The 24,140-nt window shown below is 72.7% G+C and carries 23 protein-coding genes; 17 read left to right on the top strand and 6 right to left on the bottom strand.

The annotated features are described in order from the left end of the window. Window positions 1–34 precede the first annotated feature (34 nt). The 4 genes from RGE_RS03625 (at window position 35) to RGE_RS03610 (ending at window position 5,545) form a co-directional block, all read left to right on the top strand. Window positions 35–709 (top strand): response regulator, encoded by a 675-nt coding sequence (locus RGE_RS03625; RefSeq protein WP_014426957.1) that lies wholly within the window; start codon window positions 35–37, stop codon window positions 707–709. Beyond that, window positions 706–2,010 (top strand): ATP-binding protein, encoded by a 1,305-nt coding sequence (locus RGE_RS03620; protein ID WP_014426956.1) that lies wholly within the window; start codon window positions 706–708, stop codon window positions 2,008–2,010. The genes RGE_RS03625 and RGE_RS03620 overlap by 4 nt, the downstream gene beginning before the upstream one ends. 96 nt (window positions 2,011–2,106) lie before the next feature. After that, window positions 2,107–3,621 carry a Do family serine endopeptidase gene (locus tag RGE_RS03615; RefSeq protein WP_043783780.1) on the top strand — a complete coding sequence of 505 codons (1,515 nt, stop codon included), beginning with the start codon at window positions 2,107–2,109 and terminating at the stop codon, window positions 3,619–3,621. Between the two features lie 127 nt (window positions 3,622–3,748). After that, window positions 3,749–5,545, top strand: a complete 1,797-nt coding sequence (locus RGE_RS03610) for a sensor histidine kinase (RefSeq protein ID WP_014426954.1) — start codon at window positions 3,749–3,751, stop codon at window positions 5,543–5,545. On the opposite strand, the gene RGE_RS03605 is transcribed toward RGE_RS03610, so the two are convergent. After that, window positions 5,535–5,762, bottom strand: coding sequence for a hypothetical protein (locus tag RGE_RS03605; protein ID WP_014426953.1), 228 nt, complete (start codon window positions 5,760–5,762; stop codon window positions 5,535–5,537). The genes RGE_RS03610 and RGE_RS03605 overlap by 11 nt on opposite strands. Before the next feature lie 238 nt (window positions 5,763–6,000). On the opposite strand from RGE_RS03605, the gene RGE_RS03600 reads away from it, so the two are divergent. The 5 genes from RGE_RS03600 (at window position 6,001) to RGE_RS03575 (ending at window position 11,928) form a co-directional block, all read left to right on the top strand. Continuing rightward, on the top strand, window positions 6,001–7,464 hold the full coding sequence (locus RGE_RS03600) for a wax ester/triacylglycerol synthase family O-acyltransferase (protein WP_043783778.1): 1,464 nt from the start codon (window positions 6,001–6,003) through the stop codon (window positions 7,462–7,464). Window positions 7,465–7,481: 17 nt separating this feature from the next. Further along, a complete protein-coding gene (locus tag RGE_RS03595; RefSeq protein ID WP_014426951.1) occupies window positions 7,482–9,005 on the top strand; it encodes a wax ester/triacylglycerol synthase family O-acyltransferase in 1,524 nt (507 codons plus the stop codon). An 811-nt stretch (window positions 9,006–9,816) separates the two neighbouring features. After that, on the top strand, window positions 9,817–10,236 hold the full coding sequence (locus RGE_RS03585; RefSeq protein ID WP_014426949.1) for a GNAT family N-acetyltransferase: 420 nt from the start codon (window positions 9,817–9,819) through the stop codon (window positions 10,234–10,236). A 28-nt stretch (window positions 10,237–10,264) separates the two neighbouring features. Continuing rightward, window positions 10,265–10,891, top strand: a complete 627-nt coding sequence (locus RGE_RS03580) for a nucleoside/nucleotide kinase family protein (protein ID WP_014426948.1) — start codon at window positions 10,265–10,267, stop codon at window positions 10,889–10,891. Window positions 10,892–11,253: 362 nt separating this feature from the next. Continuing rightward, on the top strand, window positions 11,254–11,928 hold the full coding sequence (locus RGE_RS03575) for a molecular chaperone TorD family protein (protein WP_014426947.1): 675 nt from the start codon (window positions 11,254–11,256) through the stop codon (window positions 11,926–11,928). A gap of 52 nt (window positions 11,929–11,980) precedes the next feature. Here the strand turns inward: RGE_RS03575 and RGE_RS03570 are convergent, their stop codons facing one another. Beyond that, a complete protein-coding gene (locus RGE_RS03570; protein ID WP_014426946.1) occupies window positions 11,981–13,423 on the bottom strand; it encodes a coniferyl aldehyde dehydrogenase in 1,443 nt (480 codons plus the stop codon). Window positions 13,424–13,551: 128 nt separating this feature from the next. Here RGE_RS03570 and RGE_RS03565 point away from each other — a divergent pair, with 128 nt between their 5' ends. Both RGE_RS03565 and RGE_RS03560 read left to right on the top strand, forming a co-directional pair. After that, complete coding sequence (locus tag RGE_RS03565) at window positions 13,552–14,175, top strand: TetR/AcrR family transcriptional regulator (protein WP_014426945.1); 624 nt, start codon at window positions 13,552–13,554, stop codon at window positions 14,173–14,175. A gap of 212 nt (window positions 14,176–14,387) precedes the next feature. After that, window positions 14,388–15,035 carry a Crp/Fnr family transcriptional regulator gene (locus RGE_RS03560; RefSeq protein WP_014426944.1) on the top strand — a complete coding sequence of 216 codons (648 nt, stop codon included), beginning with the start codon at window positions 14,388–14,390 and terminating at the stop codon, window positions 15,033–15,035. A gap of 54 nt (window positions 15,036–15,089) precedes the next feature. Here RGE_RS03560 and RGE_RS23030 read toward each other — a convergent pair whose 3' ends face one another. The 4 genes from RGE_RS23030 to RGE_RS03540 all read right to left on the bottom strand — a co-directional run bounded on the left by RGE_RS23030 (window position 15,090) and on the right by RGE_RS03540 (window position 17,492). Continuing rightward, the gene (locus RGE_RS23030) at window positions 15,090–16,109 is read right to left on the bottom strand and encodes a CBASS cGAMP-activated phospholipase (protein ID WP_148280115.1); all 1,020 of its coding nucleotides are present in this window, start codon (window positions 16,107–16,109) and stop codon (window positions 15,090–15,092) included. Next, window positions 16,099–16,521, bottom strand: a complete 423-nt coding sequence (locus RGE_RS03550; protein ID WP_014426942.1) for a PIN domain-containing protein — start codon at window positions 16,519–16,521, stop codon at window positions 16,099–16,101. The genes RGE_RS23030 and RGE_RS03550 overlap by 11 nt, the downstream gene beginning before the upstream one ends. After that, window positions 16,518–16,925: a hypothetical protein gene (locus RGE_RS03545; protein WP_014426941.1), complete on the bottom strand. Its 408-nt coding sequence runs from the start codon at window positions 16,923–16,925 to the stop codon at window positions 16,518–16,520. The genes RGE_RS03550 and RGE_RS03545 overlap by 4 nt, the downstream gene beginning before the upstream one ends. An 84-nt stretch (window positions 16,926–17,009) precedes the next feature. Beyond that, window positions 17,010–17,492 (bottom strand): hemerythrin domain-containing protein, encoded by a 483-nt coding sequence (locus RGE_RS03540; protein ID WP_043783773.1) that lies wholly within the window; start codon window positions 17,490–17,492, stop codon window positions 17,010–17,012. 157 nt (window positions 17,493–17,649) lie between these two features. Here RGE_RS03540 and RGE_RS03535 point away from each other — a divergent pair, with 157 nt between their 5' ends. From RGE_RS03535 to RGE_RS03510, 6 genes are all read left to right on the top strand, one after another. Further along, the gene (locus RGE_RS03535; RefSeq protein WP_014426939.1) at window positions 17,650–18,084 is read left to right on the top strand and encodes a c-type cytochrome; all 435 of its coding nucleotides are present in this window, start codon (window positions 17,650–17,652) and stop codon (window positions 18,082–18,084) included. Between the two features lie 17 nt (window positions 18,085–18,101). Then, window positions 18,102–19,529 carry a cbb3-type cytochrome c oxidase subunit I gene (locus tag RGE_RS03530; protein WP_014426938.1) on the top strand — a complete coding sequence of 476 codons (1,428 nt, stop codon included), beginning with the start codon at window positions 18,102–18,104 and terminating at the stop codon, window positions 19,527–19,529. A gap of 18 nt (window positions 19,530–19,547) precedes the next feature. Continuing rightward, window positions 19,548–20,396 carry a CbbQ/NirQ/NorQ/GpvN family protein gene (locus RGE_RS03525; protein WP_014426937.1) on the top strand — a complete coding sequence of 283 codons (849 nt, stop codon included), beginning with the start codon at window positions 19,548–19,550 and terminating at the stop codon, window positions 20,394–20,396. A gap of 46 nt (window positions 20,397–20,442) precedes the next feature. Then, window positions 20,443–21,408, top strand: a complete 966-nt coding sequence (locus RGE_RS03520) for a 4Fe-4S binding protein (RefSeq protein WP_014426936.1) — start codon at window positions 20,443–20,445, stop codon at window positions 21,406–21,408. 1 nt (window position 21,409) lies between these two features. Then, window positions 21,410–23,239 (top strand): nitric oxide reductase activation protein NorD, encoded by a 1,830-nt coding sequence (locus tag RGE_RS03515; RefSeq protein WP_014426935.1) that lies wholly within the window; start codon window positions 21,410–21,412, stop codon window positions 23,237–23,239. A 119-nt stretch (window positions 23,240–23,358) separates the two neighbouring features. Beyond that, window positions 23,359–24,108 (top strand): Crp/Fnr family transcriptional regulator, encoded by a 750-nt coding sequence (locus RGE_RS03510; RefSeq protein WP_014426934.1) that lies wholly within the window; start codon window positions 23,359–23,361, stop codon window positions 24,106–24,108. The last annotated feature ends 32 nt before the right edge of the window (window positions 24,109–24,140 follow it).

The following is a 24,140-nucleotide window of genomic DNA, read 5'->3' as shown; positions in this document are numbered from 1 at the left end:
CGGCGGGCCGCGCGCGGCGCCGTATGCTCGGCGCATGCGACTGCTGCTCGTCGAAGATGACCGGATGATCGGCGAGAGCCTGCGCGCCGCGCTCAGGCTCGAAGGCCATGCCGTGGACTGGGTGCGCGACGTCGCCGCCGCGCGCGCCTCGCTGGCCAGCGAACGTTTCGACTGCGTGCTGCTGGACCTGGGCCTGCCGCCCGGCGGCCCGCCCGGCGCACCGCCGGCCGACGGCCTGGACGTGCTGCGCGAACTGCGCGGCCGCGCCGACACCACGCCGGTCATCGTGCTGACCGCACGCGACGCCAGCGGCGACCGCGTGCGCGGCCTGGACGGCGGCGCCGACGACTACCTCGTCAAGCCCTTCGAGTTCGACGAGCTGACGGCGCGCATCCGCGCCGTCACGCGCCGCCACGGCGGCCGTGCCGGCCCGCTGCTGACGCACGGCGGCGTCACGCTGGACCCGGCGACGCGCCAGGTGACGCTCAACGGCGAGCCGGTGCTGCTGTCGGCGCGCGAGTTCGCGGTGCTGGAAGCGCTGATGCAGCGCCCCGGCGCGGTGCTCTCGCGCGCCCAGCTCGAGGACCGGCTCTACGGCTGGGGCGACGCGGTCGAGAGCAACGCCGTCTCGGTCTACATCCACCAGCTGCGGCGCAAGCTGGGCGCCGACTTCATCCGCAACATGCGCGGCGTCGGCTACTTCCTGTGAACTCGATCCGCGCGCGCGTGCTCGCGCTGCTGCTGGCGATGCTCGCCTTCGCCGCGGGAGTGATGGGCACGGTGACCTATCACAACGTGCTCGCCGAGACAGAGGCGCTGTTCGACTACCAGCTGCGCCAGATGGCGCTGTCGCTGCGCGACCAGGGCGAGATCGCGCCCGACCAGGCCGGCGCGCTGGCCGACCGCGAGCTGGACTTCGTGATCCAGATCTGGAGCGCCGACGGCCAGACGATCTACGCCTCGCGCCCGCACGACGAGCTGCCGGCGCGGGCGCTGCTCGGTTTCGCCGACGTCTCGGCCGGCAAGCAGACCTGGCGCACCTTCACCGTGCTGCGCGGCCAGCGCGTGATCCAGGTCGCCCAGCCGCGCCAGATCCGCCAGCGCCTGGCTGCCGGCGCGGCGCTGCGCAGCGTCGCGCCGCTGGTCGGCATCGCGCCGCTGATCGCGCTCTTGACCTGGGCCGCGGCGACGCGCGTGCTGCGGCCGCTGCGCAGCGTCGCGCGCGCGGTGCGCGAACGCGAGCCGCAGTCGCTCTCGCCGCTGCCGACCGCCAAGCTGCCCGACGAGCTGTCGCCGCTGGTCGCCGCGCTCAACGGCCTGCTCGGCCAGCTCGCGCAGGCGATGGACACCCAGCGCGCCTTTGTCGCCGACGCCGCGCACGAGCTGCGCTCGCCGCTGCAGGCGCTGAAGCTGCAGATCCGCCTGCTCGAACGCGCCGAGGACGAGGCCACGCGCGCCGAGGCCGTGCGTGCGCTGGCCGAAGGTGTCGAGCGCAGCGCCTGGCTGGTCGAGCAGCTGCTCGTGCTGGCGCGCAACGAACCCGGCGCGCCGCCGCTGCCGACGGCGCGTGTCGACCTCGCCGAAGCCGCGCGCAGCGCGCTGGCCGCGACCGTGCCGCTGGCCGTGTCGCGCGGCAGCGAACTGGCGCTGCAGGCCGACGAACCGGTGCCGCTGCAGGGCGACGCCGGCTCGCTGGCGGTGCTGGTGCGCAACCTCGTCGACAACGCGGTGCGCCACTCGCCGCCCGGCGCACGGGTCGAGGTGCGCGCGGTGCTGGACGCCGGCGCGCCGCTGCTCGTCGTCGACGACGCCGGCCCGGGCATCCCGGAGGCCGAACGCGAGCGCGTCTTCGACCGCTTCTACCGCCGCGACCCCGGCGCCGGCGAAGGCAGCGGCCTGGGGCTGGCGATCGTGCGCACGATCGCCGCACGCCACGGCGCCACGGTCACGCTGGGCGACTCGCCGCAGGGCGGGCTGCGCGCCAGCGTGCGTTTCCCGGCGGCCGCTTAATCCTCGCTTCACGCAGCGCTAACGCTGCACTCATCGTCCGGTCCCAAGCTGGCGTCCATCGGGCTTCGACCAGGGCCCGTTCTCCGCGAAAAGGACATGGACACGATGAAGATGAAGCCTTTGGCCGCCGCCCTGCTGGCCGGTGGCGTGCTCGGCGCGAGTGCGGCCAGCGCTTTCGACCTGCCCCCGTGGCTGCGTCTGGACCGCTCCAGCACCGCCGCCGCGACGGCCGGTGCCGCGGCGGCCACCACCGCCGCCACGGCCGCGCCGGTCGCCCCGATCCCGGCCCAGGGCACGGTGCCCGACTACCGGGCGATCTTCAAGCAGGCCGGCCCGGCCGTCGTCGGCATCACCGTCGAGGGCATGCACAAGGCCAGCGCCGAGGAGCAGGGCCTGCCCGAAGGGCTGGAGAACGACCCGTTCTTCCAGTTCTTCCGCGGCATGCCGGGCTTCGGCCAGCGCGGCCGCGGCGCCAACCCCTCGGTGCCGTTCCGCGGCCAGGGATCGGGTTTCATCGTCGCCGCCGACGGCCTGATCCTGACCAACGCCCACGTCGTGCGCGAAGCCAAGGAAGTGACCGTCAAGCTCGGCGACCGGCGCGAGTTCTCGGCCAAGGTGCTGGGCAGCGACCCGGTGACCGACATCGCCGTGCTGCGCATCGATGCCAAGGGCCTGCCGACGGTGCGTCTGGGCGACCCGCGCCGGCTGGAAGTCGGCGACCCGGTGATGGCCATCGGCGCGCCCTACGGCTTCGAGCAGACGGCGACCACCGGCATCGTCAGCGCCAAGGGCCGCTCGCTGCCCGGCGACGCCGTCGTGCCGTTCATCCAGACCGACGCCGCGGTCAACCCCGGCAACTCGGGCGGCCCGCTGCTCGACGGCGGCGGCGCCGTCGTCGGCATCAACGCGCAGATCTATTCGCAGAGCGGCGGCTTCCAGGGCCTGTCGTTCTCGATCCCGATCGACGTCGCGCTGAAGGTCAAGGACCAGATCGTCGCCACCGGCCGCGCCCAGCACGCCCGGCTGGGGGTCTCGATCCAGGACCTGAACCAGGGCCTGGCCGAGTCCTTCGGCCTGGAGCGGCCCGACGGCGCGCTGGTCGCCGCGGTCCAGCCCGGCAGCGCCGCGGCCAAGGGCGGGCTGAAGCCTGGCGACGTGATCACCGAGGTCAACGGCCAGGCGGTCGAACGCAGCGGCAGCCTGTCGACGCTGATCGGCATGTCGGCGCCGGGCGAACGCGTGAAGCTCAAGGTCTGGCGCGATAAGAGCTGGCGCGAGCTGGAGGTCAAGCTCGGCAGCGCCGAAGCGACGACGGCCAGCGCCGACGACCCGTCGCGCCCCGAAGGCATGCAGCTCGGCCTGGCGCTGCGTCCGCTGACGCGCGACGAGCAGCGGCAGGTGCACGTCGACGGCGGCCTGCTGGTGCAGGACGTCGACGGCCCGGCGGCTCGTGCCGGCGTCGAACGCGGCGACGTGCTGCTGGCGATCAACGGCCAGCCGGTACAGTCGATCGAGCAGGTGCAGGCGGTGCTCAAGAGCAAGCCCCGCCACGTCGCGCTGCTGGTGCAGCGTGACGGCGAGACGATCTTCGTGCCGATCCGCATCGGCTGAAGCTGGCTCGCGTCACGACGGCCGCCCGCGGGGCGGCCGTCGTCGTTTCCGGCCGCAGGCGTGACGTATTGGCGGGGCGAATAGCGATAGAAATGCTAGATTTGCTCGACTCGACAAGCCACCCCCCATGTCGCCCCTCTCCACCGCTCTGCAGCGTTTCGCCGCCTCCGCGGCTCCCGGCGCCGAGCAGCGCCTGCGCAAGCTGGCGATCAGCGCCGCTGCGGTGCTGATCCTGCTGGCCTGGGCCACGGTGGTGCTGGTGCTGTGGATTCGCTGGAACGACGCCGTCGTCGGCGAACTGCGCCAGAACACCAACCTGGCCCGCGCCTTCGAGGAGCAGACGCTGCGTGTGCTGGCCGCGGTCGACCAGGCGACGGTGCGTGCGCGCGACGACTACGCGCGCCGCGGCGGCGCCTCGCTGGACCTGGGCCGCTACGCCAACGAGACCGGGCTGGTGCCCAACATCCTCGTGCAGCTGTCGCTGGTCGGCGCCGACGGGCGCTTCATCGGCAGCAACCTCGACCCCGACGGCAGCAAGACCGGCCACGTCGACCTGTCCGAGCGCGAGCACGTGCGCGTGCACCTGGCGCCGACGACGCTGGCGCCCGGCAGCGGCCTGGCCAGCCCCGACGCACTGTGGATCGGCAAGCCGGTGCTGGGCAAGGTCTCCAAGCGCTGGACGATCCAGATCTCGCGCCGCATCACCGCCGCCGACGGCCACATCCTCGGCGTCGTCGTCGCCTCGCTGGACCCGGGCTATTTCGAGGACGTCTACCAGCGCGCGGCGATCGGGTCGCTGGGCACGGTGACGCTGGTCGGCCAGGACCTGAGCATCCGCGCCCGGGTCATCGGCGGCGACAGCGCCAACCAGATCGGCCAGACGCTCAAGCGCAACGGCGTCTTCGCCCAGCAGCAGCTGCAGCGCGAAGGCACGTTCAGCGGCGTCAGCACGCTCGACGGCCTGGAGCGCTACACCGCCTACCACCGCATCGCCGACTACCCGCTGTACGTGCTGGTGGCCACCGCCAGCGAGGAAGCGCTGACCGGCTGGCGCACCACGCGCGACATCGCCGTCGTGCTGACGCTGCTGCTCAGCGGCGCCGTCGCCGCCGGCGCGGTGGTCTTCGTCGCCGGCCTGCGCCGGTTGGAGGCCAACAACGCCGCGCTGCGCGCCAGCGAGGCCCAGGCCAACGCCGCCAACAACGCCAAGAGCGAGTTCCTGGCGGCGATCTCGCACGAGCTGCGCACGCCGCTGACCAGCATCCGCGGCTTCGCCGAGCTGATGGAGCACCGCCTGGACAATCCGAAGTTCCGCGAGCAGGCCGGGCTGATCCGTAAGGGCGCCGAGTACCTCAACCAGCTGCTCGGCGAGATCCTCGACCTGGCCAAGGTCGAGGCCGGCTCGATGACGCTGTCGCCGGAGCCGGTGAACCTGCGTGCGCTGGTCCAGGGCACGGCCGACTTCTACGCGCTGACGGCCGCCGGCAAGGGGCTGACGCTGGCCGTCGAGATCGACCCCGAGGCGCCGCCGGTCATCGTCGCCGACGGGCTGCGCGTCAAGCAGATCCTCAACAACCTGCTGTCCAACGCCCTCAAGTTCACCCCGGCCGGGCGCGTGGACGTGATGGTCGAGCGCGTCGGCGACCAAGTGCTGATGCACGTCGAGGACACCGGCCCGGGCATCGCGCCCGAGCTGCACGAGACGATCTTCGAACGTTTCCGCCAGGGCAGCGCACGCGTGAGCTACGAACACGGCGGCACCGGCCTGGGCCTGGCGCTGTCGCGAGCGCTGGCGCAGCTGATGCGCGGCTCGCTGCGCGTCGAGTCGGAACACGGCCACGGTGCGCGTTTCACGCTCGCGCTGCCGATCGTGCTGCCGGCGGCGGCCGCCGCCGAAGCCGAGACCGCTGCCGTCAGCGGTTGAAGAACTTCGCCAGCAGCGCGACGCCGGCGACGCCGAGGCCGACGACCACAAGCATCACCGGCCACAGGCTGCCACCGGCGCGACGTTTGGCGCGCGAACGGCGGCGCGGCTCCTGCTCCGACTCGGGCAGGCGCGAGGGCTCGTCCCAGAGGCTGGGACGCGTGCTCGGGTCGCCGAACTCGCTGGGGCGGTCCGCTCCGTTGTCGAAGACGGTCACGCCCTGGAACCGGCGTACTCCGACCGGACGTACATCTCGTGACATTTCGCGATTGTCCGAAGCCGGCCGCGCAGCGGGGGTCCCGCGATCGCGGGGGCTGCCGCACCGCGCACCCGGAATCCGTGTCCGACTTGACGAAAGCTTGATCTGGATGCGCGTCGCGTGCGCGCCCGCCCGCTTACGTTGGCGCGACGCCGGGCCGCCCACGGCCCCCACGGCGCGAAAGCGAGAAAAGGGCATGCAAGCCTTGAGCGGGGTGGACGGGGCCTTCCTCCACCTGGAGACGACGCAGACGCCGATGCACGTCGGCTCCTTGCACCTGTTCGTGCGGCCACCGGGCGCGCGCGGCGACTTCGCCACCGCGGTGCGGCGGCTGATGAAGCAGCGCCTGCACCTGGCGCCGGTGCTGACGCGCCGGCTGGCGACGATGCCGCTGCAGTTCGCCAACCCGGTGTGGGTCGAAGACGGCACGGTCGACCTGGACTGGCACGTGCAGCGTGTCGCCGTGCCGGCGCCCGGCACGCAGGCCGAGCTGGAAGCCGCGGTCGCCCGGCTGCACGCCGAGCGCCTGGACCGCGAGCGGCCGCTGTGGCGCATCTGGGTGCTCGAAGGGCTGGCCTCGGGCGAAGTCGGCTACTACGTGCAGGTGCACCACGCGCTGCTCGACGGCAAGGCCGGCGTGCTGCTGGCGCAGACGCTGTTCGATCCGTCGCCTGAACCGCCGCCGCGGCCGCGCGGCAAGGCGCGCCTCGCCGAGAACCCCGGCACGCTGGCACTCGCCGCCACGGCGCTGGCGCGCGACGCCGGGCTCTACGTCAAGCTCGCGCGCCAGCTGCCGCAGGCGCTGCAGCTGATCGGCACGCTGTTCGGCAGCCCGGGCAAGGCGCAGGGCGGCGCCGGCAAGGCCAACGGCCATCTGCGCGAGAACCTGGGCTTCGGCCCGAAGACGGCGCTCAACGTGCCGATCGGCGCCGAACGCAGCTTCGCCGCGGTGTCGCTGCCGATGGACACGCTGAAGGCGCTGGCTGCGGCGCACGAGGCCAAGCTCAACGACATCGTGCTCGCGCTGTGCAGCGGCATGCTCAGGCGCTGGCTGGCGGCGCACGGCGGCGTGCCGAAGAAGCCGCTGCTGGCCTCGATGCCGATCTCGCTGCGCGCCAGCGGCGACCAGGAGTTCACGACCAAGGCCACGCTGTCGCTCGTCAACCTGCACACCGATATCGCGAACCCGCTCAAGCGCCTGCTGGCGATCCGCGACGCCGCCGGGGCGGTGAAGTCGGTCGCCAAACGCGCACGAGGCGTGATCCCGACCGACTTCCCCTCGCTCGGCGCGCCCTGGCTGCTGCAGGGCCTGGCCTCGCTGTACGGCGCCTCGGGCCTGGCCGGCACGCTGCCGCCGCTGGCCAACGTCGTCATCTCGAACGTGCCCGGCCCGCGCGAGCCGCTGTACCTGGCCGGCGCGCGCATGACGAGCTACTGGCCGCTGTCCATCGTCGAGCACGGCATCGGCCTGAACATCACGGTGATGAGCTATGCCGGCGAACTGGGCTTCGGCTTCACCGCCGCGCAGGCCGCGGTGGCCGACGCCGGCGAACTGAGGGCGGCGCTGCTGGAGTCGCTGGACGAGCTGGTCGCCGCCAGCCGCCCGAAGCCGCCGCGCAAACGGACCGGCACGGCGGCACGCGCCCTGCCGGTGTCCTGATCTTTCGCGGAGGGTCCATGCGCCAGTTGAGCGGTCACGAAGCCAGCTTCCTCTACGCCGACACGACGCACGCCAACGCGAACGTCACCTTCGTCCAGATCTACGACCAGAGCACCGCGCCGGGCGGCACGGTGCGCTTCAAGAGCATCCTGGCGCACGTCGCCGGGCGGCTGCAGCGCTCGCCGGTGTTCCGCCAGCGCCTGCTGCGCGTGCCGCTGGAGCTGGACTACCCGTACTGGGTGGAGGACGAGCACTTCGACCTCGAGTACCACGTGCGCCACATCGCGCTGCCCAAGCCGGGCGACTGGCGCCAGTTCTGCATCCAGGCCTCGCGCATCCACGCCCGCGCGCTGGACTTGAACCGGCCGCTGTGGGAGCTCTACGTCATCGAGGGCCTGGACAGCTTCGTCGACCTGCCGGCCGGCAGCTTCGCGGTGCTGACCAAGATCCACCACGCCGCGGTCGACGTCGCCGGGCGCCACGAGATCGTCGAGGCGCTGCACGACCTCGTCGCCGAACCGCCGCGTGCCGAGCCGCCCGAGCCCTGGTTCCCCGAACGTGCGCCCGGCGCGCTGAAGCTGCTGGCGCGCGGCGCGCTGCACACCGCGCTGTCGCCGCTGTCGCTGGCCGCGCCGCTGCTGCGGCTGGCGCCGGTGGCCTGGACCTTCGCCGCCGACGTCGTCGCGCCCGAGCAGCACCACGCGACACGCTTCAACTCGGTGGTCTCGCCGCACCGCGTCTTCGACACGCGCCGCTTCATGGTCGCCGAGTTCGAGCGCATCCGCACGCTGCTGCCGCGCGCCACCGTCACCGACGCGGTGCTGGCGGTCTGCGCCGGCGGCCTGCGGCGTTACCTGGACGCCAACGGCGAGCTGCCCGAAGCCGACCTGGAAGCGATCGCGCCGATCGCCGGCGCCGCACCCGAGCCGGGGGTGGAGCCGCCATGGCAGCTGGTGAACCTGGGCACGACGATCGAGGACCCGGTCGCCCGCCTGCGCCACATCCAGCGCCAGACGGCGAGCGCGCGCGCCGGGCTGCGCTCGCAGGCGGCACGCGGCTTGACCGAGCTCGCCGAACACGTGCCCGCGGCGACGATGAAGCTCGCCTCGCGCTGGCTCGGCCTGCGCCCCAACGAACTGCGCCGGCCGGCGGCCTGCTGCACCGTCACCGCGGTCGGCAGCCCGCGCCAGCCGCTGTACCTGTGCGGCGCGCGCATGACCTACTTCTCGGCCATCCTGCCGATCGCCGACGGCATGGGGCTGGTGTTCGCGATCACCGAGTACGACGGCCGCATCGTCGTCTCGCCGACCTCCTGCCGCGAGCTCGTACCCGACCCCGAGACCTTCACCCAGGCGGTGCGCGACAGCTTCCAGGAGTACCTGGCGCTGGCCGCGGCCGAGCCGGTGGCGCTCAGACCGGCAGCACGCGGTGCGTCAGCAGCCGGTAGGCCTGGCCCCAGGCCCCGTGCGGCACGAACGGCCGCCACTGGCCGTCCGGCTGCGCGAGGCGGTCCGCGACGATCCACAGCACCACCGGGTTGAAACCCAGCCCGAGGTGGCTGCCCGGCACGCGGATGTTCTCGTGCCGCGCCGGGTCGCCCTCGACCGTCGCCTCCTGCGGCGGCACGACGCCGTCGCTGAGCGAATACAGGCAGGACACCGGCACCGCCAGCGGCGCGCGCTCGCGCAGCTTCTTGGCCCGCGGCTGCATCGTGTGCGCGGTGGGCCCGTGCGGGTGGGCGATCAGGCGGTACATCGCCTTGACCAGCGGCGGCGAGGCGCTGCCCCCGGCATCGACGCTGACCGGGCTGCCCAGCGTGATGACCTGGCGCACGCACTCCGGCGCCTGGTGCGCGCCGTAGACCGAGAACACGCCGCCCAGGCTCCAGCCGACCAGGCTGACCGGGCGCCCGGCGCGGTGCGCCATGTGGCGGATCTTCTGTTCCAGCGCGGTCGCATGCCGCGGGTTGAAGCCGACGTTGCGCCCCAGGCCCCAGGTCTCGACGGCGTAGCCGCGGTGGCGCAGGAACCGCTCCAGGCCGATCAGCGAGAACTCGCTGCCCATGAAGCCCGGCAGCAGCAGCACCGGGTGGCCGTCGCCGCGCGGCGCGGCCAGCGACAGCGCCGGCAGCGTCCAGGGCAGCACGGCCAGTTCGGCGAGCACACGCGCCTCCAGCGCCGAATGCAGCAGCCGGGGGCGGCCGCGGTGCGGGTGACGGGTGGCCATGCGGCCACTGTAAGCCCGCGGCCCGGGGGTCGGAGAGCGAGGATGTCACGCAGCGGACAGCTGCCGGCGACTACGCGGTCTCCACAAGCGGAGGGATAACCCGCAGCCGCCAGAATCGGCTCCGCCATGCCCGATCGTGCCCCGCTCCTCGCCACCCGCCCGGCCACCGAGCAGGACCTGCCCTGGCTCGCGCTGCTGCGCCACGGGCCGGACGCCGCCCCACCCGACGGCGAGGCGCTGGCCGCGCTGCGCGTCCTGCTCGACGGTGGCGCCATCGTGCTGGTCGACGGCCTGCCCGGCGGCCTGCTGCGCGTGCACCGCGGCAGCCGCGACTGGGCGATCCAGCAGGTGCAGCTGCTGCCGCAGTACCGCCGCGCCGGCATCGGCAGCCGGCTGATCGCCGAGGTGCTGGCCGAGGCCCGCCGCGACGGCGCGCGCGTCAGCCTGTCGGTGCTGAAGACCAACCCGGCGTTGAGCCTCTACGAGCGCCTGGGCTTCACGATCACCGCCGAGTGCGAGAACGGCTACAGCATGCGCGCCGTCTGAGCGCGGCAACGGCCGTTAAGCTCGCACGGTGGACCATCCCGCCGTGCCCGAAGCCTGGATCGCGCGCGCCCGCGCACTCGCCGCTCGCGGCGGCCGCCGCCTGCTGGGGCTGACCGGGCCGCCCGGCGCCGGCAAGTCGACGCTGGCGGCGGCGCTGGCCGCCGCGCTCGGGCCGCTGGCGGCCGTCGTGCCGATGGACGGCTTCCACCTCGCCAACGCCGAACTGGAGCGCCTGGGCCGCCGCGGCCGCAAAGGTGCGCCCGACACCTTCGACGCCGCCGGCTACGTCGCGCTGCTGGCGCGGCTGCGCGAGGCCGACACCACGGTCTGGGCGCCCGAGTTCCGCCGCGAGATCGGCGAGCCGGTCGCCGGTGCGATCGCCGTCGCGGCCGACGTGCCGCTGGTGATCACCGAAGGCAACTACCTGCTGCTCGACGGCGCCTGGGCCGGCGTGCGGCCGCTGCTCGACGAGGTCTGGTACGTCCAGGTCGACGACGGCCTGCGCCGCGAACGCCTGGCGGCACGCCATCGGCACTTCGGCCGCAGCGCCGAAGCCGCCGCCGCCTGGGTCGAGCAGACCGACGAGCCCAACGCCCGCCGCATCGCCGCCGCGCGCCACGGCGCCGACGCGGTGTTCACCTGGGGCGAACCCTGAGGGTGTTCGTGGGCGCAACCCCCTATTTACTAGGGGGTGACATCCCACATGGTGGGCTGTCCGCCACGATCATTCACTCCGGTGGTGCACCGGCGGGCGGCACGGGCCAGCAGCGGCAAGGCGACAGGGGGACAGACTCGGCAGTGCCGCAAGGCACAGCGGTCGGCCCGGGTGATGATCTGTCGCCACCGCTTGATCTGGCTCATGTCGACGCCCCCGCAACCGCCGGGAAACGCGATTCAATGACTCTGCGCTCCATCAAGGTCACGGCCCCTCTTTCCTCGCTCCAGCCGCGAGGCGAGTCCGGGGCCGTCCCTTGCTCGACGCCCGATGCCCTCCCTTCACGCCACGGTGAAAGCGACATGAGCGAGATGCAAGTACATAACGGAGACGAGGCCCCGACGCGGGCGGCCCTGTGGGCCCTGCTGGCGCGGGTCGTGATCGAGCGGCCGACGCCGCAATGGCTGGACGAACTGGACACCGAGTTGGCCACCGTCGAAGCCGGGCGCCCCCTGGCGCCGCAACTGAGCGGCCTGCTGGTGGCGCTGCGAAAGTCGCGCCGCCACCCGGGCGGCGCCACGGTGCTCGCGGTCGACCGCACGCGCTTGCTGTCGATGGTGATGCACGGCGAGACGCTCAGCCCGCCCTGCGAATCGGCGGCACTGGGCGCCGCGCCCGGCGGCGACCGCGTGCTCGACGTGCTGCGCTCGTACCGGGAAGCCGGCTACGAGGCGATGGCCGCGCTCGGCGCGCCGGACCACCTCGGCAACGAGCTGCGTTTCGTCGCCCATCTGTGCCGCCTGGAAGGCGAGGCGCTGGCGGCCGGCGACGCCGCCGCGGCGCAGCGCTGGCGAGCGCAGCAGTTGCGCTTCCTGTCGCGCCACGTGCTGGCCTGGGTGCCGGCGCACTGCGAGCAGCTCGCCGCCAAGGCCGCGACCGGCTACTACGCCGCCGCCGCGGTGCTGATCGGCCGCGCCTGCAAGCTGGCCCTGGATGAGCTGGACCCGTTCACGCCGATGATCCCGGTCGCCGCCTGAACGGCGCCGCAGCCCACGCCACGAGCCCGGCCTTGCGCCGGGCTCGGCGCTTTCAGGCGATGCGGCCGATCCAGTCGAGCAGCCGGCCGATCGAGGGCTTGTACGGCGGCGCGATCAGCCCGGTGGCCGCCAACGCCGACTGCTCGAACACCGGCTTGTCCTTGGTGAACTGGCGGAAGCCCGCTTCGCCGTGGTACGCACCCATGCCCGAGGCGCCGACGCCGCCGAAGGGCAGCCCTTCCTGGGCGACGTGCAGCAGCGTCTCGTTGAGCGACACGCCGCCGGAGATCGTCTGCGAGAGCACCTTGCGCCGCGCGGCCGCGTCGCTGCCGAACCAGTACAGCGCCAGCGGCCGGTCGCGCTCGTTGACGAAGGCGATGGCCTCGTCGAGCGTGTCGTAGCCGACGATCGGCAGCACCGGGCCGAAGATCTCCTCCTGCATCACGCGCATCGCCGGGTCGACGTCCAGCAGCAGCGTCGGCGGCAGCTGGCGGCTGGCGCGGCCGATGCCTTCGCCCGGCGCCTCCAGCTCGATGACCGTGGCGCCGCGCTCGCGCGCCTCGTCGACTAGCTCGCGCAGGCGGCGGAAATGGCGCTCGCTGACGACGCTGGTGTAGTCGGGGTTGGCGCGAAAGCTCGGGTACAGCCGGGCCATCGCGGCACGCAACGCGGCGACGAAGCGCTCGCGCTGGGCGTTGGGCACCAGCACGTAGTCGGGCGCGATGCAGGTCTGGCCGGCGTTGACCAGCTTGCCGAAGGCGATGCGTTCGGCCGCACGCGCGATCCTGGCCGAGGCGTCGACGATCGCCGGCGACTTGCCGCCCAGCTCCAGCGTCACCGGCGTCAGGTTCTTCGCCGCGGCCTGCGCGACCTCGCGGCCGACGGCCGTCGAGCCGGTGAAGACGAGGTGGTCGAAGGGCAGCGAGACGAAGGCGCGGCCGATCGCCGCGTCGCCGGTGACCACCGTCACCTCGTCGGGCTCGAAGTGCTCGGCCAACGCGGCCTGCAGCGCCGCCGAGAAGCGCGGCGTCAGCTCCGACGGCTTGATCATCGCCCGGTTGCCGGCGGCCAGCGCGCCGACCAGCGGCGCCAGCGCCAGCTGCAGCGGGTAGTTCCAGGGGCTGACGATGCCGACCACGCCCAGCGGCTGCGGCAGCAGCCAGGAGCGCCCGGGCCAGAAGGCCGGCGAGGTGCCGACGCGGCGCGGCTTCATCCAGCGCGCGAGGTGGCGGCGCGCCTGGCGCAGCCCGGCCTTCAGCAGCATCGTCTCGGTGATGCGGATCTCGATCGGCGAGCGGTTGCCGAAGTCGTCGCCGATCGCCGCGGCGAAGGCGTCGGCGTGGCGGTCGATCAGCTGTTCCAGCCGGCGCAGGCGGTCCAGCCGCACGGCGCGCGAAGGCAGCATGTCGGCACGCTGCGCGCGCTGCAGGCGTTCGAGCAGTCCCGGCAGCGCTTCGGCGGGCGTGGTCGGCGGAACGGGCGAGATGACGCTCATGCGCGGCTCCTGGTGCAGCGGGGGGGGCGGATGGACAAATCCTGGACAAGGCGGCGCCCGACGGCGAGCACCCTGGGTTCACCATATCCAGCGATGTTTACGCTGTCAACATGGACTTATACTGAGGCATGGACCGCTCCGCCACCCCGACCGACGAGCCGCCGCGCCGCGCCTACCACCACGGCGACCTGCGCGCAGCGCTGCGCGAGGCGGCCGAACGCGTGCTGGTCGAACGCGGCGCGGCCGAGGTCAGCCTGCGCGAAGTGGCGCGCGCCGTCGGCGTGTCGCACGCCGCGCCCTACCGCCACTACGCCAGCCGCGAGGCGCTGCTGGCCGACATCGCCGCCGGCGGCTTCGACCGCCTGCGCGCGGTCTTCGCCGCGCTGCCCGCGCCGGCCGATCCGGCGGCCGGCTTCGTCGCGATGGCGCGCGCCTACGTCGCTTTCGCCCTCGCCCATCCGGCGGTGTACCGGCTGATGCTGGGGCCGGAGGTGCGCAAGGCCGACCATCCGGTGCTGGCCGAAGCCGGCCACCGCGTGCTCGACACGCTGCGCCGCGCGCTCGTCGCGCTCGGCGTGCCGGCCCCTGCGACCGACGAAGCGATGGCCGCCTGGGGCTTCGCGCACGGGCTGGCGCAACTGCTGGTCGACGGCCGTCTGGAGACCGATCCCGCGGTCGACGTGGCGCTCGACATCGACCGCCTGGTCGAGCGTTCGGCGCGCATCTACGTCACCGGTCTCGGCGCCCGCTGAGGCGCCGCTTCGGCCCGCCGCGGCCGCTCCCACGATCCGCAAAGACCAAGCGCCGGCATGCCGTTTGCCCGCAACGGCATCATGGGTAAACTGTTCGAATCCGCAAAAAACGCTGATCGAGGGATACCCCGGGGTCCTGGTTCGCGGCGGGTTGTGCTGGGACAAATCCCTGACGCCTCGGCGTCGCCAGAGTCCCTACACGCCACCACCCGGTGCAGCGTTTCACGATGCAGGAGACCAACATGATGAAGTGTTCGACCGACACGACAGGTCAGGACGCGGATTCGGCGTCGCAGCCCACCCACGCGAGCTTCGTCACGGGCACATTCGAAGACGACGTCGCCCTGCTGCGCATCGCCTTCGCGCCGATGCCGGTGCCGGACTCGACGCTGGTGCGCCTGAGCGACGCCTCGCGCATGATCTGTTGCCCGGCCGGGCGCTTCACGCTCGGCTCGCCGCGCCGGCCGGAGCCGTCGTGGTGGCTGGTGCGCCACGGCTGCGCCAGCCTGGGCCGCCTGGGCGCCGACGGCGGCTTCATCGAGCGCCGCCTGATCGGCCCCGGCGAATGGTTCGACGTCACCGGCGCACTCGACCTGCCGGGCGGCTGGGCCGAAGCCGCGGTGATCCGCGAGCCGATCGAACTGCTCGCGCTGCCGCTGGAATCGCTGTTCGAGGCCTGCGACAGCGACGAGGTCTTCGCCCGCGCCTTCGCGCTGACGCTGGCCACGCGCATGCGTGAACTCGCGCTGCACCGCCCCGACGTGCCGCAAGGCGCCGAGCGCCTGTCGGCGACCGAACTCGCCGACCTGCGCAGCCACGCGCGCCTGCCGGGCGACCCGATGGCCGTGCTGCGCCGCTGAGGCGGCCCGCTCAGACGAAAGCGCCCCGCGGGGCGCTTTTTTCATGGCCGCGCCTCAGGCGCGCGAGGCGCTCAGCATCCGGTCGACGAAGACACCGTCCTGGCGGTACGCGGCGGCGGCCGCCTCGTCGGCGGCACGCAGCAGGCGGTCGCGGGCGCCGGCGTCGGCCGTGTCCAGCGTCGTGAAGGCCTCGCTCGCGTCACCCGGGTGGTTGATGCGGCGGTAGCGAGTGCCCAGCAGCGCCTGCGCCTGGCGGGCGGCGCTGCGTTCCTGCAGGTCGATCATGCAGTTCGGCAGGTCGGGCGCCCAGCCCAGCGCCGACCGCCGCGCCTGCGAGGCCTGGCGCGTGGCGGCGAAGCCCGCGGTGCCCAGGCTCAGCATCTCGATCCTGGCCGCCGCAGCCGGGAAGCGGCGCAGGATCTCCAGCAGAGCCAGCGCGTCGGGGTTGTTGGCGGCCAGGCCGCCGTCGAGCATCGGCTTGCCGTCGATCTGCGCGGCGTCGAAGTAGGTCGGCGCCGCCGACGTCGCCAGGCAGACCTCGAGCAGCGTCGCGTCCGACGTCCGGGCGCGGCCGAACCAGGCGCTGCGGAAGACCTGCAGTTCGCCCGCAAGCCAGTCGACCGCCGGCACCAGCAGGCCGCGTTCCAGTGCCGACAGGCGGGTGTTCGCATGCGCGCCGAGGCAGTCGCGGATCGCCTTGGCGAGGTTGTCGGCGTCGTACAGCGCACCGAAGAAGAGCCGCCGGATCGAAGCCCCGGCCGGCTTGCGGAACACGCGCGGGCCATGGGCGTCGATGGCGTCGAGCACCCGCATCGGCGGCACACCGACCGCCAGCGCACAGGCCATCAGGCCACCGATCGAGGTGCCGGCGAAGACGTCGAAACAGCCGTCGAGCGGGCCCTCGCGGCGCGCCTGGCGGCACAGCGTGACCAGCGTGCGCGCCGTGAACAGGCCGCGGAAGCCGCCACCGGTCAGCGACAGCACGCGCAGCGGCGCGTAGGCGTCGGCGGCGTTGCTGCGCGGCGCCGGCAGTTCCAGGCCCTCGCCTTGCGACGTCTCGGGGTCAGAGTGCATGCAGGCGAACACCCAGCGCCTGCAGCGCCGCGTGCTGCGGCCGCGCCGGCTCGACGACGGTGAGGCCTTCGTACATCGCCGTGGCGTAGATCTGGCGCTCGGTCTGCGCCAGGCCGGCCAGCGTCGGCTCCAGGCACAGATGGCTCCAGAGCAGCGCGTGCTCGGCGCTGAAGGCCAGCGGCGCGATGCCCGAGTCGGCCTCGATCTGCGCCAGCAGCGTCGTCAGGTCGACGTCCAGCCGGGCCCGCGTGGCCGGCGCCGGTTCGAGCTGGATGCGGGTGCGCAGCTGGGCCACGGAGATCACGCTGACGCGCAGCGCGCGGGCATCGACGCCGTGCGCCCATCGCTGGGCCGCCGTCGGCACCGAGGCGACGAGCTGCGCCAGCGTCGGGGCGGGCAGCAGCCAGTTCATCGCACCGGGATCTCGAGTTCGGGCAGGACGTCATCCGGCAGCGCCGGCACGTCCAGCAGCGGGTTGGCGCCGAGGCCGCGGAACGGCAGGCCTTCGACCAGCTGGCCCAGCGTGCGCGGCGGCCGCGCCTCGGCGATGCGGCGCTTGAGCACCTCGGGATCGATCAGCAGCGCCGACGCCGCCGCCGGGTTGCGTGCGTTGCGGATCAGGAATCCGCGCCCGGTTTCGGCCGAGCGCCGCATCAGCGCCGGCATGTCGGCGCGTGCCGACGCCACGGCCACCGGCTCGACGTCCAGCGTCATCTCGCCGCCGGCGATCTCGAACGTGAGCACCTGCACATCGGTCTCGACGGCGATCGACACCGGGTCGGGCGGCAGCGTGTCGTGTGGGACTTGCGTGGGCATGACAGGCATTCTGTACAAGATGTACAGATAAGAATAGCAGCCGCCGCGCCGAATGCCAGGGGACTTGCGGCCACCCTGCCCCGATCAGGGCTGCACGACGCGCCCCACCGCCGTCGTGCGCCGCGGCCCGAAGCGCAGGAACAGGTCGCCGTCCTCGGCCGCCACGTGCTGCAGCAGGTCGTCGACGAACTTGCGGCAGCCGGCCGCCAGCAGCGCGGCCCCGGGCGTGGCCGGCAGCTGGGCCAGCAGCTCCTCGAGCCGCGCGATCGAGACCTCGTGCGCGCGGTGCTCGCGTTCCAGGTCGTCGAGCAGCAGGTCGATCAGCGTGCCGCCGCCCTGCTCCATCATCGGGAACAGCCGCATCTCCTCCTTGAACATGTGCTCCTCGAGCGCCTCGCCCATCAGCTCCAGATGGTCGGCCAGCTCGGGCAGCACGCCGGCGTCGGCCAGCACGCGCGCCTGCGCGACCAGCTCGGGGACTTCGCTGCGGTGCGTCTCGTGGAAGCGCACCAGGATGTAGGCGATCAGGTCGGCCACCGCGTGCGGGACCTTGTCGGAAGAGCTCATCGTCGGATTCTCTCGGCGTGGGACAGGGCAGCCCGCCGCTCGCGGGCCATGTCGGGATGCTCCCCCGGGCCCTCCGGTCGAATCCTTGAACCGGTTCAAGGAAAGTACCCGAGCAAAAAAGGAGGATAAGCGCACCGAAGTCAAGGAGGCGCTTTCCATGAGCCAAGTCCGGGGCGGGTTCACCAAGCAGATGGCCCGCAACATGTTCTACGGCGGCGCAGTGTTCTTCGCACTGCTGTTCGCCGCACTCGTCTTCCACACGGAGCAGCGCATCCCGCAACGCTCCAACGCCAGCGCGATCACGCCTCAGGTCATCGCCGGCAAGAAGATCTGGGAGACCCGCAACTGCATCGGCTGCCACACGCTGCTGGGCGAAGGCGCGTATTTCGCGCCGGAGCTGGGCAACGTCTACCAGCGCCGCGGCGGCGAGTTCATCAAGGCCTGGATCAAGGCCCAGCCGACGCACATCCCCGGCCGCCGGCAGATGCCGCAGTTCGACCTCAACGAGCAGCAACTCGACGATCTCGTGCAGTTCCTGAAGTGGACCGGCGAGATCAACACCGAGAAGTGGCCTCCCAACATCGAAGGCTGAGCGCCGGAGCACCCTCCATGAACACCCACCAAGTCCTCAAGTACCGCTCGCAGGCCGTCGCGAAGCCGTACTTCATCGCCGCGATGCTGCTGTTCGCCGGGCAGATCCTGTTCGGCATCGGCCTCGGGCTGCAGTACGTCATCGGCGACTTCCTGTTCCCCTACATCCCGTTCAACCAGGCCCGCATGGTCCACACGAACCTGCTGATCGTGTGGCTGCTGTTCGGCTTCATGGGCGCGGCCTACTACATCGTGCCCGAGGAGTCGGAGACCGAGCTCTGGAGCCCGAAGCTGGCGCTGGCGCTGTTCTGGATCTTCCTCGTCGCCGGCGCGCTGACCATCGTCGGCTACCTCGCCGTGCCCTACGCCAAGCTCGCCGAGCTGACGGGCAACGACCTGCTGCAGACCATGGGCCGCGAGTTCCTCGAGCAGCCGCTGCCGACCAAGGTCGGCATCGTCGTCGTCGCGCTCGGCTTCCTGTTCAACATCGGCATGACGGTGCTGAGGGGCCGCAAGACCAGCATCACGCTGGTGCTGCTGCTGGGCCTGGCCGGGCTGGCGGTGTTCTTCCTGTTCAGCTTCGTGAACCCGCACAACCTGGTGCGCGACAAGATGTACTGGTGGTTCGTCGTCCACCTGTGGGTCGAAGGCGTCTGGGAGCTGATCCTCGGCTCGCTGCTGGCCTACGTGCTCGTCAAGACGACCGGCGTCGACCGCGAGGTCATCGACAAGTGGCTGTACGTGATCATCGCCTTCGCGCTGATGACCGGCATCCTGGGCACCGGCCACCACTTCTACTTCATCGGCCTGCCGGGTTACTGGCAGTGGATCGGCAGCGTGTTCAGCGCGATGGAACCGATCCCGTTCTTCATGATGACGGTGTTCGCGTTCAACATGGTGCAGCGCCGCCGCCGCGAGCACCCGAACCAGGCCGCCGTGCTGTGGGCGCTGGGCACCGCGGTGATGGGCTTCCTGGGCGCCGGCCTCTGGGGCTTCATCCACACGCTGAGCCCGGTGAACTACTACACCCACGGCTCGCAGGTCACCGCCGCCCACGGCCACCTGGCCTTCTACGGCGCCTACGTGCTGGTGGTCATCACGCTGATCAGCTACGCGATGCCGACGCTGCGCGGGCGCATCGCCAACAGCCAGCGCGCCCAGGCCGTCGAGATGTGGAGCTTCTGGATCATGTCGATCGGCATGGGCGTGATGGTGCTGGCGCTCACCGGCGCCGGCATCCTGCAGATCTGGCTGCAACGCATGCCCACCGAAGGCGCGATGAGCTTCATGTCCACCCAGGACCAGCTGCGCTTCTTCTACTGGGTGCGCATCGCCGGCGGCGTGACCTTCCTGCTCGGCCAGTTCACCTACTTCTCCAGCTTCTTCGTCGGTGGCGAGCCGGTGAAGGCCGACACGGTGCCGTCGGCCAAGCTGGCGCAAGCCTGAGCTGAAGGAGCCGCTGCCATGGACATGAGCGAACGCGGCGCCCTCGGGCTGGACCTGTTCCAGCCCGACGCCGGCCGCACCGGCGGGGCTGCGCTGCCCTTCTACGCCGAGCAGGCGGGCGAGGCGGCGCTGTTCGAGCAGGCCTGGCGGCAGCGGCTGCCGCTGCTGCTGAAGGGCCCCACCGGCTGCGGCAAGACCCGTTTCGTCGAGCACATGGCGGCCCGCCTGGGCCGCCCGCTGGTCACCGTCAGCTGCCACGACGACCTGTCCGCCGCCGACCTGGTGGGCCGCCACCTGATCGGCGCGCAGGGCACTGTCTGGGCCGACGGCCCGCTGACGCGCGCCGTGCGCCAGGGCGCGATCTGCTACCTCGACGAGGTCGTCGAGGCGCGCAAGGACACCACCGTCGTGCTGCACCCGCTGGCCGACGACCGCCGCGTGCTGCCGATCGAACGCACCGGCGAGCTGCTCGCCGCGCCGCCGGGATTCATGCTCGTCGTCTCGTACAACCCGGGCTACCAGAACCTGCTGAAGAGCCTGAAGCCCAGCACGCGCCAGCGTTTCGTCGCGCTGACGCTGGGCTACCCCGAGCCGGTGCTGGAGACGCGCATCGTCGAGATGGAGTCCGGCGTCGCGCCGGACCTGGCCGCGCGCCTGGTGCGCCTGGCGCAGGCGCTGCGCCGCCTGACCGAGCACGACCTCGACGAGACGGCCAGCACCCGGCTGCTGGTGATGGCCGCCCGCCTGGCCGCCGGCGGCGTGCCGCTGCGCGCGGCCTGCCGCGCCGCGATCGTCGACGCGCTGACCGACGACGCCGACACCGCTGCCGCGCTCGACGAGGTCGTCGGCGCGGTGCTCGGCACCTGAAACCCGCGGCCGCCTCGGTGCGGCCGCCTCCATTGCGCCCCGCCCCGTGTCCGCCGCCCTGCAACGCCGCCGCCGGCTCTTCCAGGCCGCTTTCCTGGCGCTGTTCGTCAGCGCGCCGGCGCTGGACCTGCTGCGCTGGGACCTGCACGAGGCCCAGCTCTGGCTGCTGGGCCGGCCGTGGACGCTGGGCATCGCCGACTTCACGGCCGGGCGCATTGGCGCCACCGAGGTCGCGCTCGCCATCCTGCTGCGCGCCTTCGTGCCGGCCATCGTGCTGGCCGTCGGTTTCCTCTATGTCGCCTGGCGCTGGGGCCGGCTGTACTGCGGCTGGCTGTGCCCGCACTTCAGCGCCGTCGAGACGCTGGACCGGCTGATGCACCGCGCGCTGGGCCGCGCGAGCCTGTGGGACGCCGCCCCGCCCGCCGCACGCGGCGACTGGCGCTGGTGGCCGCCGTTCGTGCTGCTCGCCGCCGGGCTCGGCTTCCTGTGGGCGGTGACGCTGCTGTCGTACCTGCTGCCGCCGGCCGAGGTCTGGGGCCGGCTGCTGGCCGGCGAGTCCACGCCCAACCAGGCGCGTTTCCTCGCCGTCGCGACGGCGGCGTTCACCGCCGAGTTCGTCTTCGCGCGCCACCTGTTCTGCCGCTTCGGCTGCGCCGTCGGGCTGTTCCAGAGCCTGGCCTGGATGGCCAACCCGCGCGCGATGGTCGTCGCCTACGACCGTGCCCGTGCACGCGACTGCCGCAGCTGCAGCACCGCAGCCGCCCCCGGCGGCAGCGCCTGCGACACCGTCTGCCCGATGCGGCTGAAGCCGCGCGACATCAAGCGCCGCATGTTCTCCTGCGTGCAGTGCGGCCGCTGCCTGGACCAGTGCGAGCAGTCGCAAGCCGCCCAGGCGCGCGAGCCGCTGCTCGAATGGCGCACCGGCGCCGACGCGCTGCGCGAGACGCTGCGCCTGCGCGCCGCCGAACTGCGCGCCGAGCGCCCCGCGCCCCAACCCGAAGAGGTGGTCTGAGATGGAAGAGTGGGTGGGCCAGCACTGGCACCGTTTCATCAGCCGCGCGGCCGAGCGCCGCCACGCCGACGCCGCCGTCACGCTGCCCGAGGTGCAGCGCACGATCACGCTGATGTTCCGCGCCGGCGGCGGCGCGCCCGGGCTGCGTTTCGCGTCGGCTGCGGCCACACGCGCCGGCGGCCCGCGCGGCTGGCTGCAGCGGGTGGCCGGCAGCGGCACGCACGCCGCCACCGCACGCCTGGACGCCGAGGCGCTGTCGTTGCCGCCCGAGGTGTCGGTGTTCGCCGACGCCGCGCTCAACCGCCGCCTGTACCTGTGGCTGGCAGCGCTCGCCGCGCACTACACGCCGAACGGCGACTGGCTGGCCGACAACCTGCACGCCACCGCCGCCGCGCTGGCGCAGTTCCCCGGGCTGGGTGCCACGCACGCCGAGCTGGTCGCCGCGCAACTGGCGCTGCGCCCGGCGCCGGGCAGCTTGCGGGGCGCCGCCGCGGTGGCCGAAACCAGCGTGCAGCGCGCGCTGCGCGGCGAGCCGCTCGCCCTGCCCGCCGGGCTGAAACCCACCGACGCCGCGCCGGTCTGGCTGTGGCTGGACGCCGCCGAAGCCGCCGTCGCCGCCGCGCGCCAGGACCCGGCCCCAGCGGGCGACGACGAAGCCGCCCGCGCCAAGCCGACCACCAGCGACCGCCGCCGCCACGCCGAACGTGTGCAGGACGAACGCGGCAAGGCGCCGCTGATGATGTTCTTCCGCGCCGAGTCGATCCTGTCCTGGGGCGAGTTCGTGCGTGTCGACCGTGCCAGCGACGATGACGACGACGGCAACGCGCTGGCCGCCGCCGACGACATGGACACGCTGGCCATCGCGCCCGACGGCAGCCGCGCCGCGTCGCGCGTGCGCTTCGACCTCGACCTGCCCAGTGCCGCCGCCGACGACCGCCCGCTGGGCCCCGGCGTGCGCCTGCCCGAATGGGACTGGCGCAAGCAGCTGCTGATCCCGGATCACTGCGCCGCCCAGGTGCTGGTCGCCGCCGCGCCGCCGCCCTGGCAGCCGCCGCCGGCGCTGCGCGCGGTGGCGCGCCGCGTGCGCCGGCGCATGGAGGTGCTGCGCGCCGCGCCGGTGCGCGCACGTGCCCAGGCCGACGGCGACGAGCTCGACCTCGACGCCTGGCTGCGCCACCGCGTGTTGGCCGACGCCGGCAGCGTCGACGAGCAGCCCGCCGTCTGGCAGCGCCGCGTGCGCGGCGAGCGCAGCCTGGCGACGCTGCTGCTGGCCGACCTGTCGCTGTCCACCGACGCCTGGGCCGGCCACGACGCACGCATCGTCGACGTGATCCGCGACGCGCTCTGGGTCTTCGGCGAGGCGCTGGCGGCCAGCGGCGACGCCTTCGAGATGCTGGGCTTCTCGTCGGTGCGGCGCCAGAACGTGCGCATCCAGCACCTGAAAGGCTTCGGCGAACCCTGGGACGGCGCGGCACGCGCGCGCATCGGCGCCATCAAGCCCGGCTACTACACGCGCATGGGCGCCGCGCTGCGCCTGGCGACGCAGCGCCTGGCCGCCCGCCCCGAGCGCCAGCGGCTGCTACTGATCCTGACCGACGGCAAACCCAACGACCTGGACGTCTACGAAGGCCGCTACGGCCTGGAGGACACGCGCCACGCGGTGCAGGTGGCGCGCGACGCCGGGCTGCAACCTTTCTGCGTCACCATCGACGAGAGCGCGCACGACTACCTGCCGATGCTCTTCGGCCAGCACGGCTGGGCGCTGGTGCACCGCCCGCAGGACCTGGTGCAGCGCCTGGCCGCCGTCTACGCACGCATGACCCGTGGTTGAGCGCGGGAGCCCCGACTGCCAGAATTGACGTCAATCAATAGTTGGCCCGCATCGGAATCGGGCGCATCCTCGGTTCCGACCCCGCGCCGCCGGCGCGCCTGCCGGCCTCAGGAGAACGAATGGAGACGAGGAGCTTCGACATCCCGCGCTACCTGGCGGTGCTGCCGCTGTTCCAGGAGATGAGCCCCGAGGAGCTGCAGCGCCTGGCCGAAGGCTGCCGGCTGCGGCGCCACTCGCGCGGCGACACGGTGTTCCGCGTCGGCGAACCCTGCGAGGAGCTGCACGTCACCGTGATGGGACAGGTCAAGCTGTTCGCCATCTCGCCGGCCGGGCAGGAGAAGGTCATCGAGCTGGTCGGCCCGGGCAACACCTTCGCCGAGGCGCTGATGTTCACCGGCAAGCCCTACATCATCAACGCCCAGGCGCTGACCGACACGCTGGTGCTGAGCGTCGGCAAGGCCGCGGTGCTGGCCGAGATCGACCGCGACTCGCGTTTCGCGCTGCGCATGCTGGCGGGCATCTCGCGCCGGCTGCACGGGCTGGTGCACGACGTGCAGGCCTACTCGCTGCACAGCGGCATGCAGCGTGTCATCGGCTACCTGCTGCGCGCCCTGCCCGAAGAGGCCGAGGACGCCGCGGCCTTCTCGCTGGCCGACGCCGGCGTCACCCCGGCCGCCCAGGCCCAGCGCCGCGACCTGCGTGTCAGCCTGCCGGTCAGCAAGGCGACGATCGCCTCGCGGCTGTCGCTGACGCCCGAGTACTTCTCGCGCGTGCTGCACGAGCTGGAAGCCGCCGGGCTGATCGTCATCGACAAGCGCGAGATCCGCATCCCCGACCCGAAGCGGCTGGCGGGGCACAACCTGCAGTAGGGCAGACCGCGTTCCAGCGCGGCGAGCGACAA

The organism is Rubrivivax gelatinosus IL144, assembly GCF_000284255.1.
GTDB lineage: Bacteria > Pseudomonadota > Gammaproteobacteria > Burkholderiales > Burkholderiaceae_C > Rubrivivax > Rubrivivax gelatinosus_A.
Note: the sequence above shows the minus strand (reverse complement) of the source record. Positions and strands in the feature narration are given on the sequence as shown.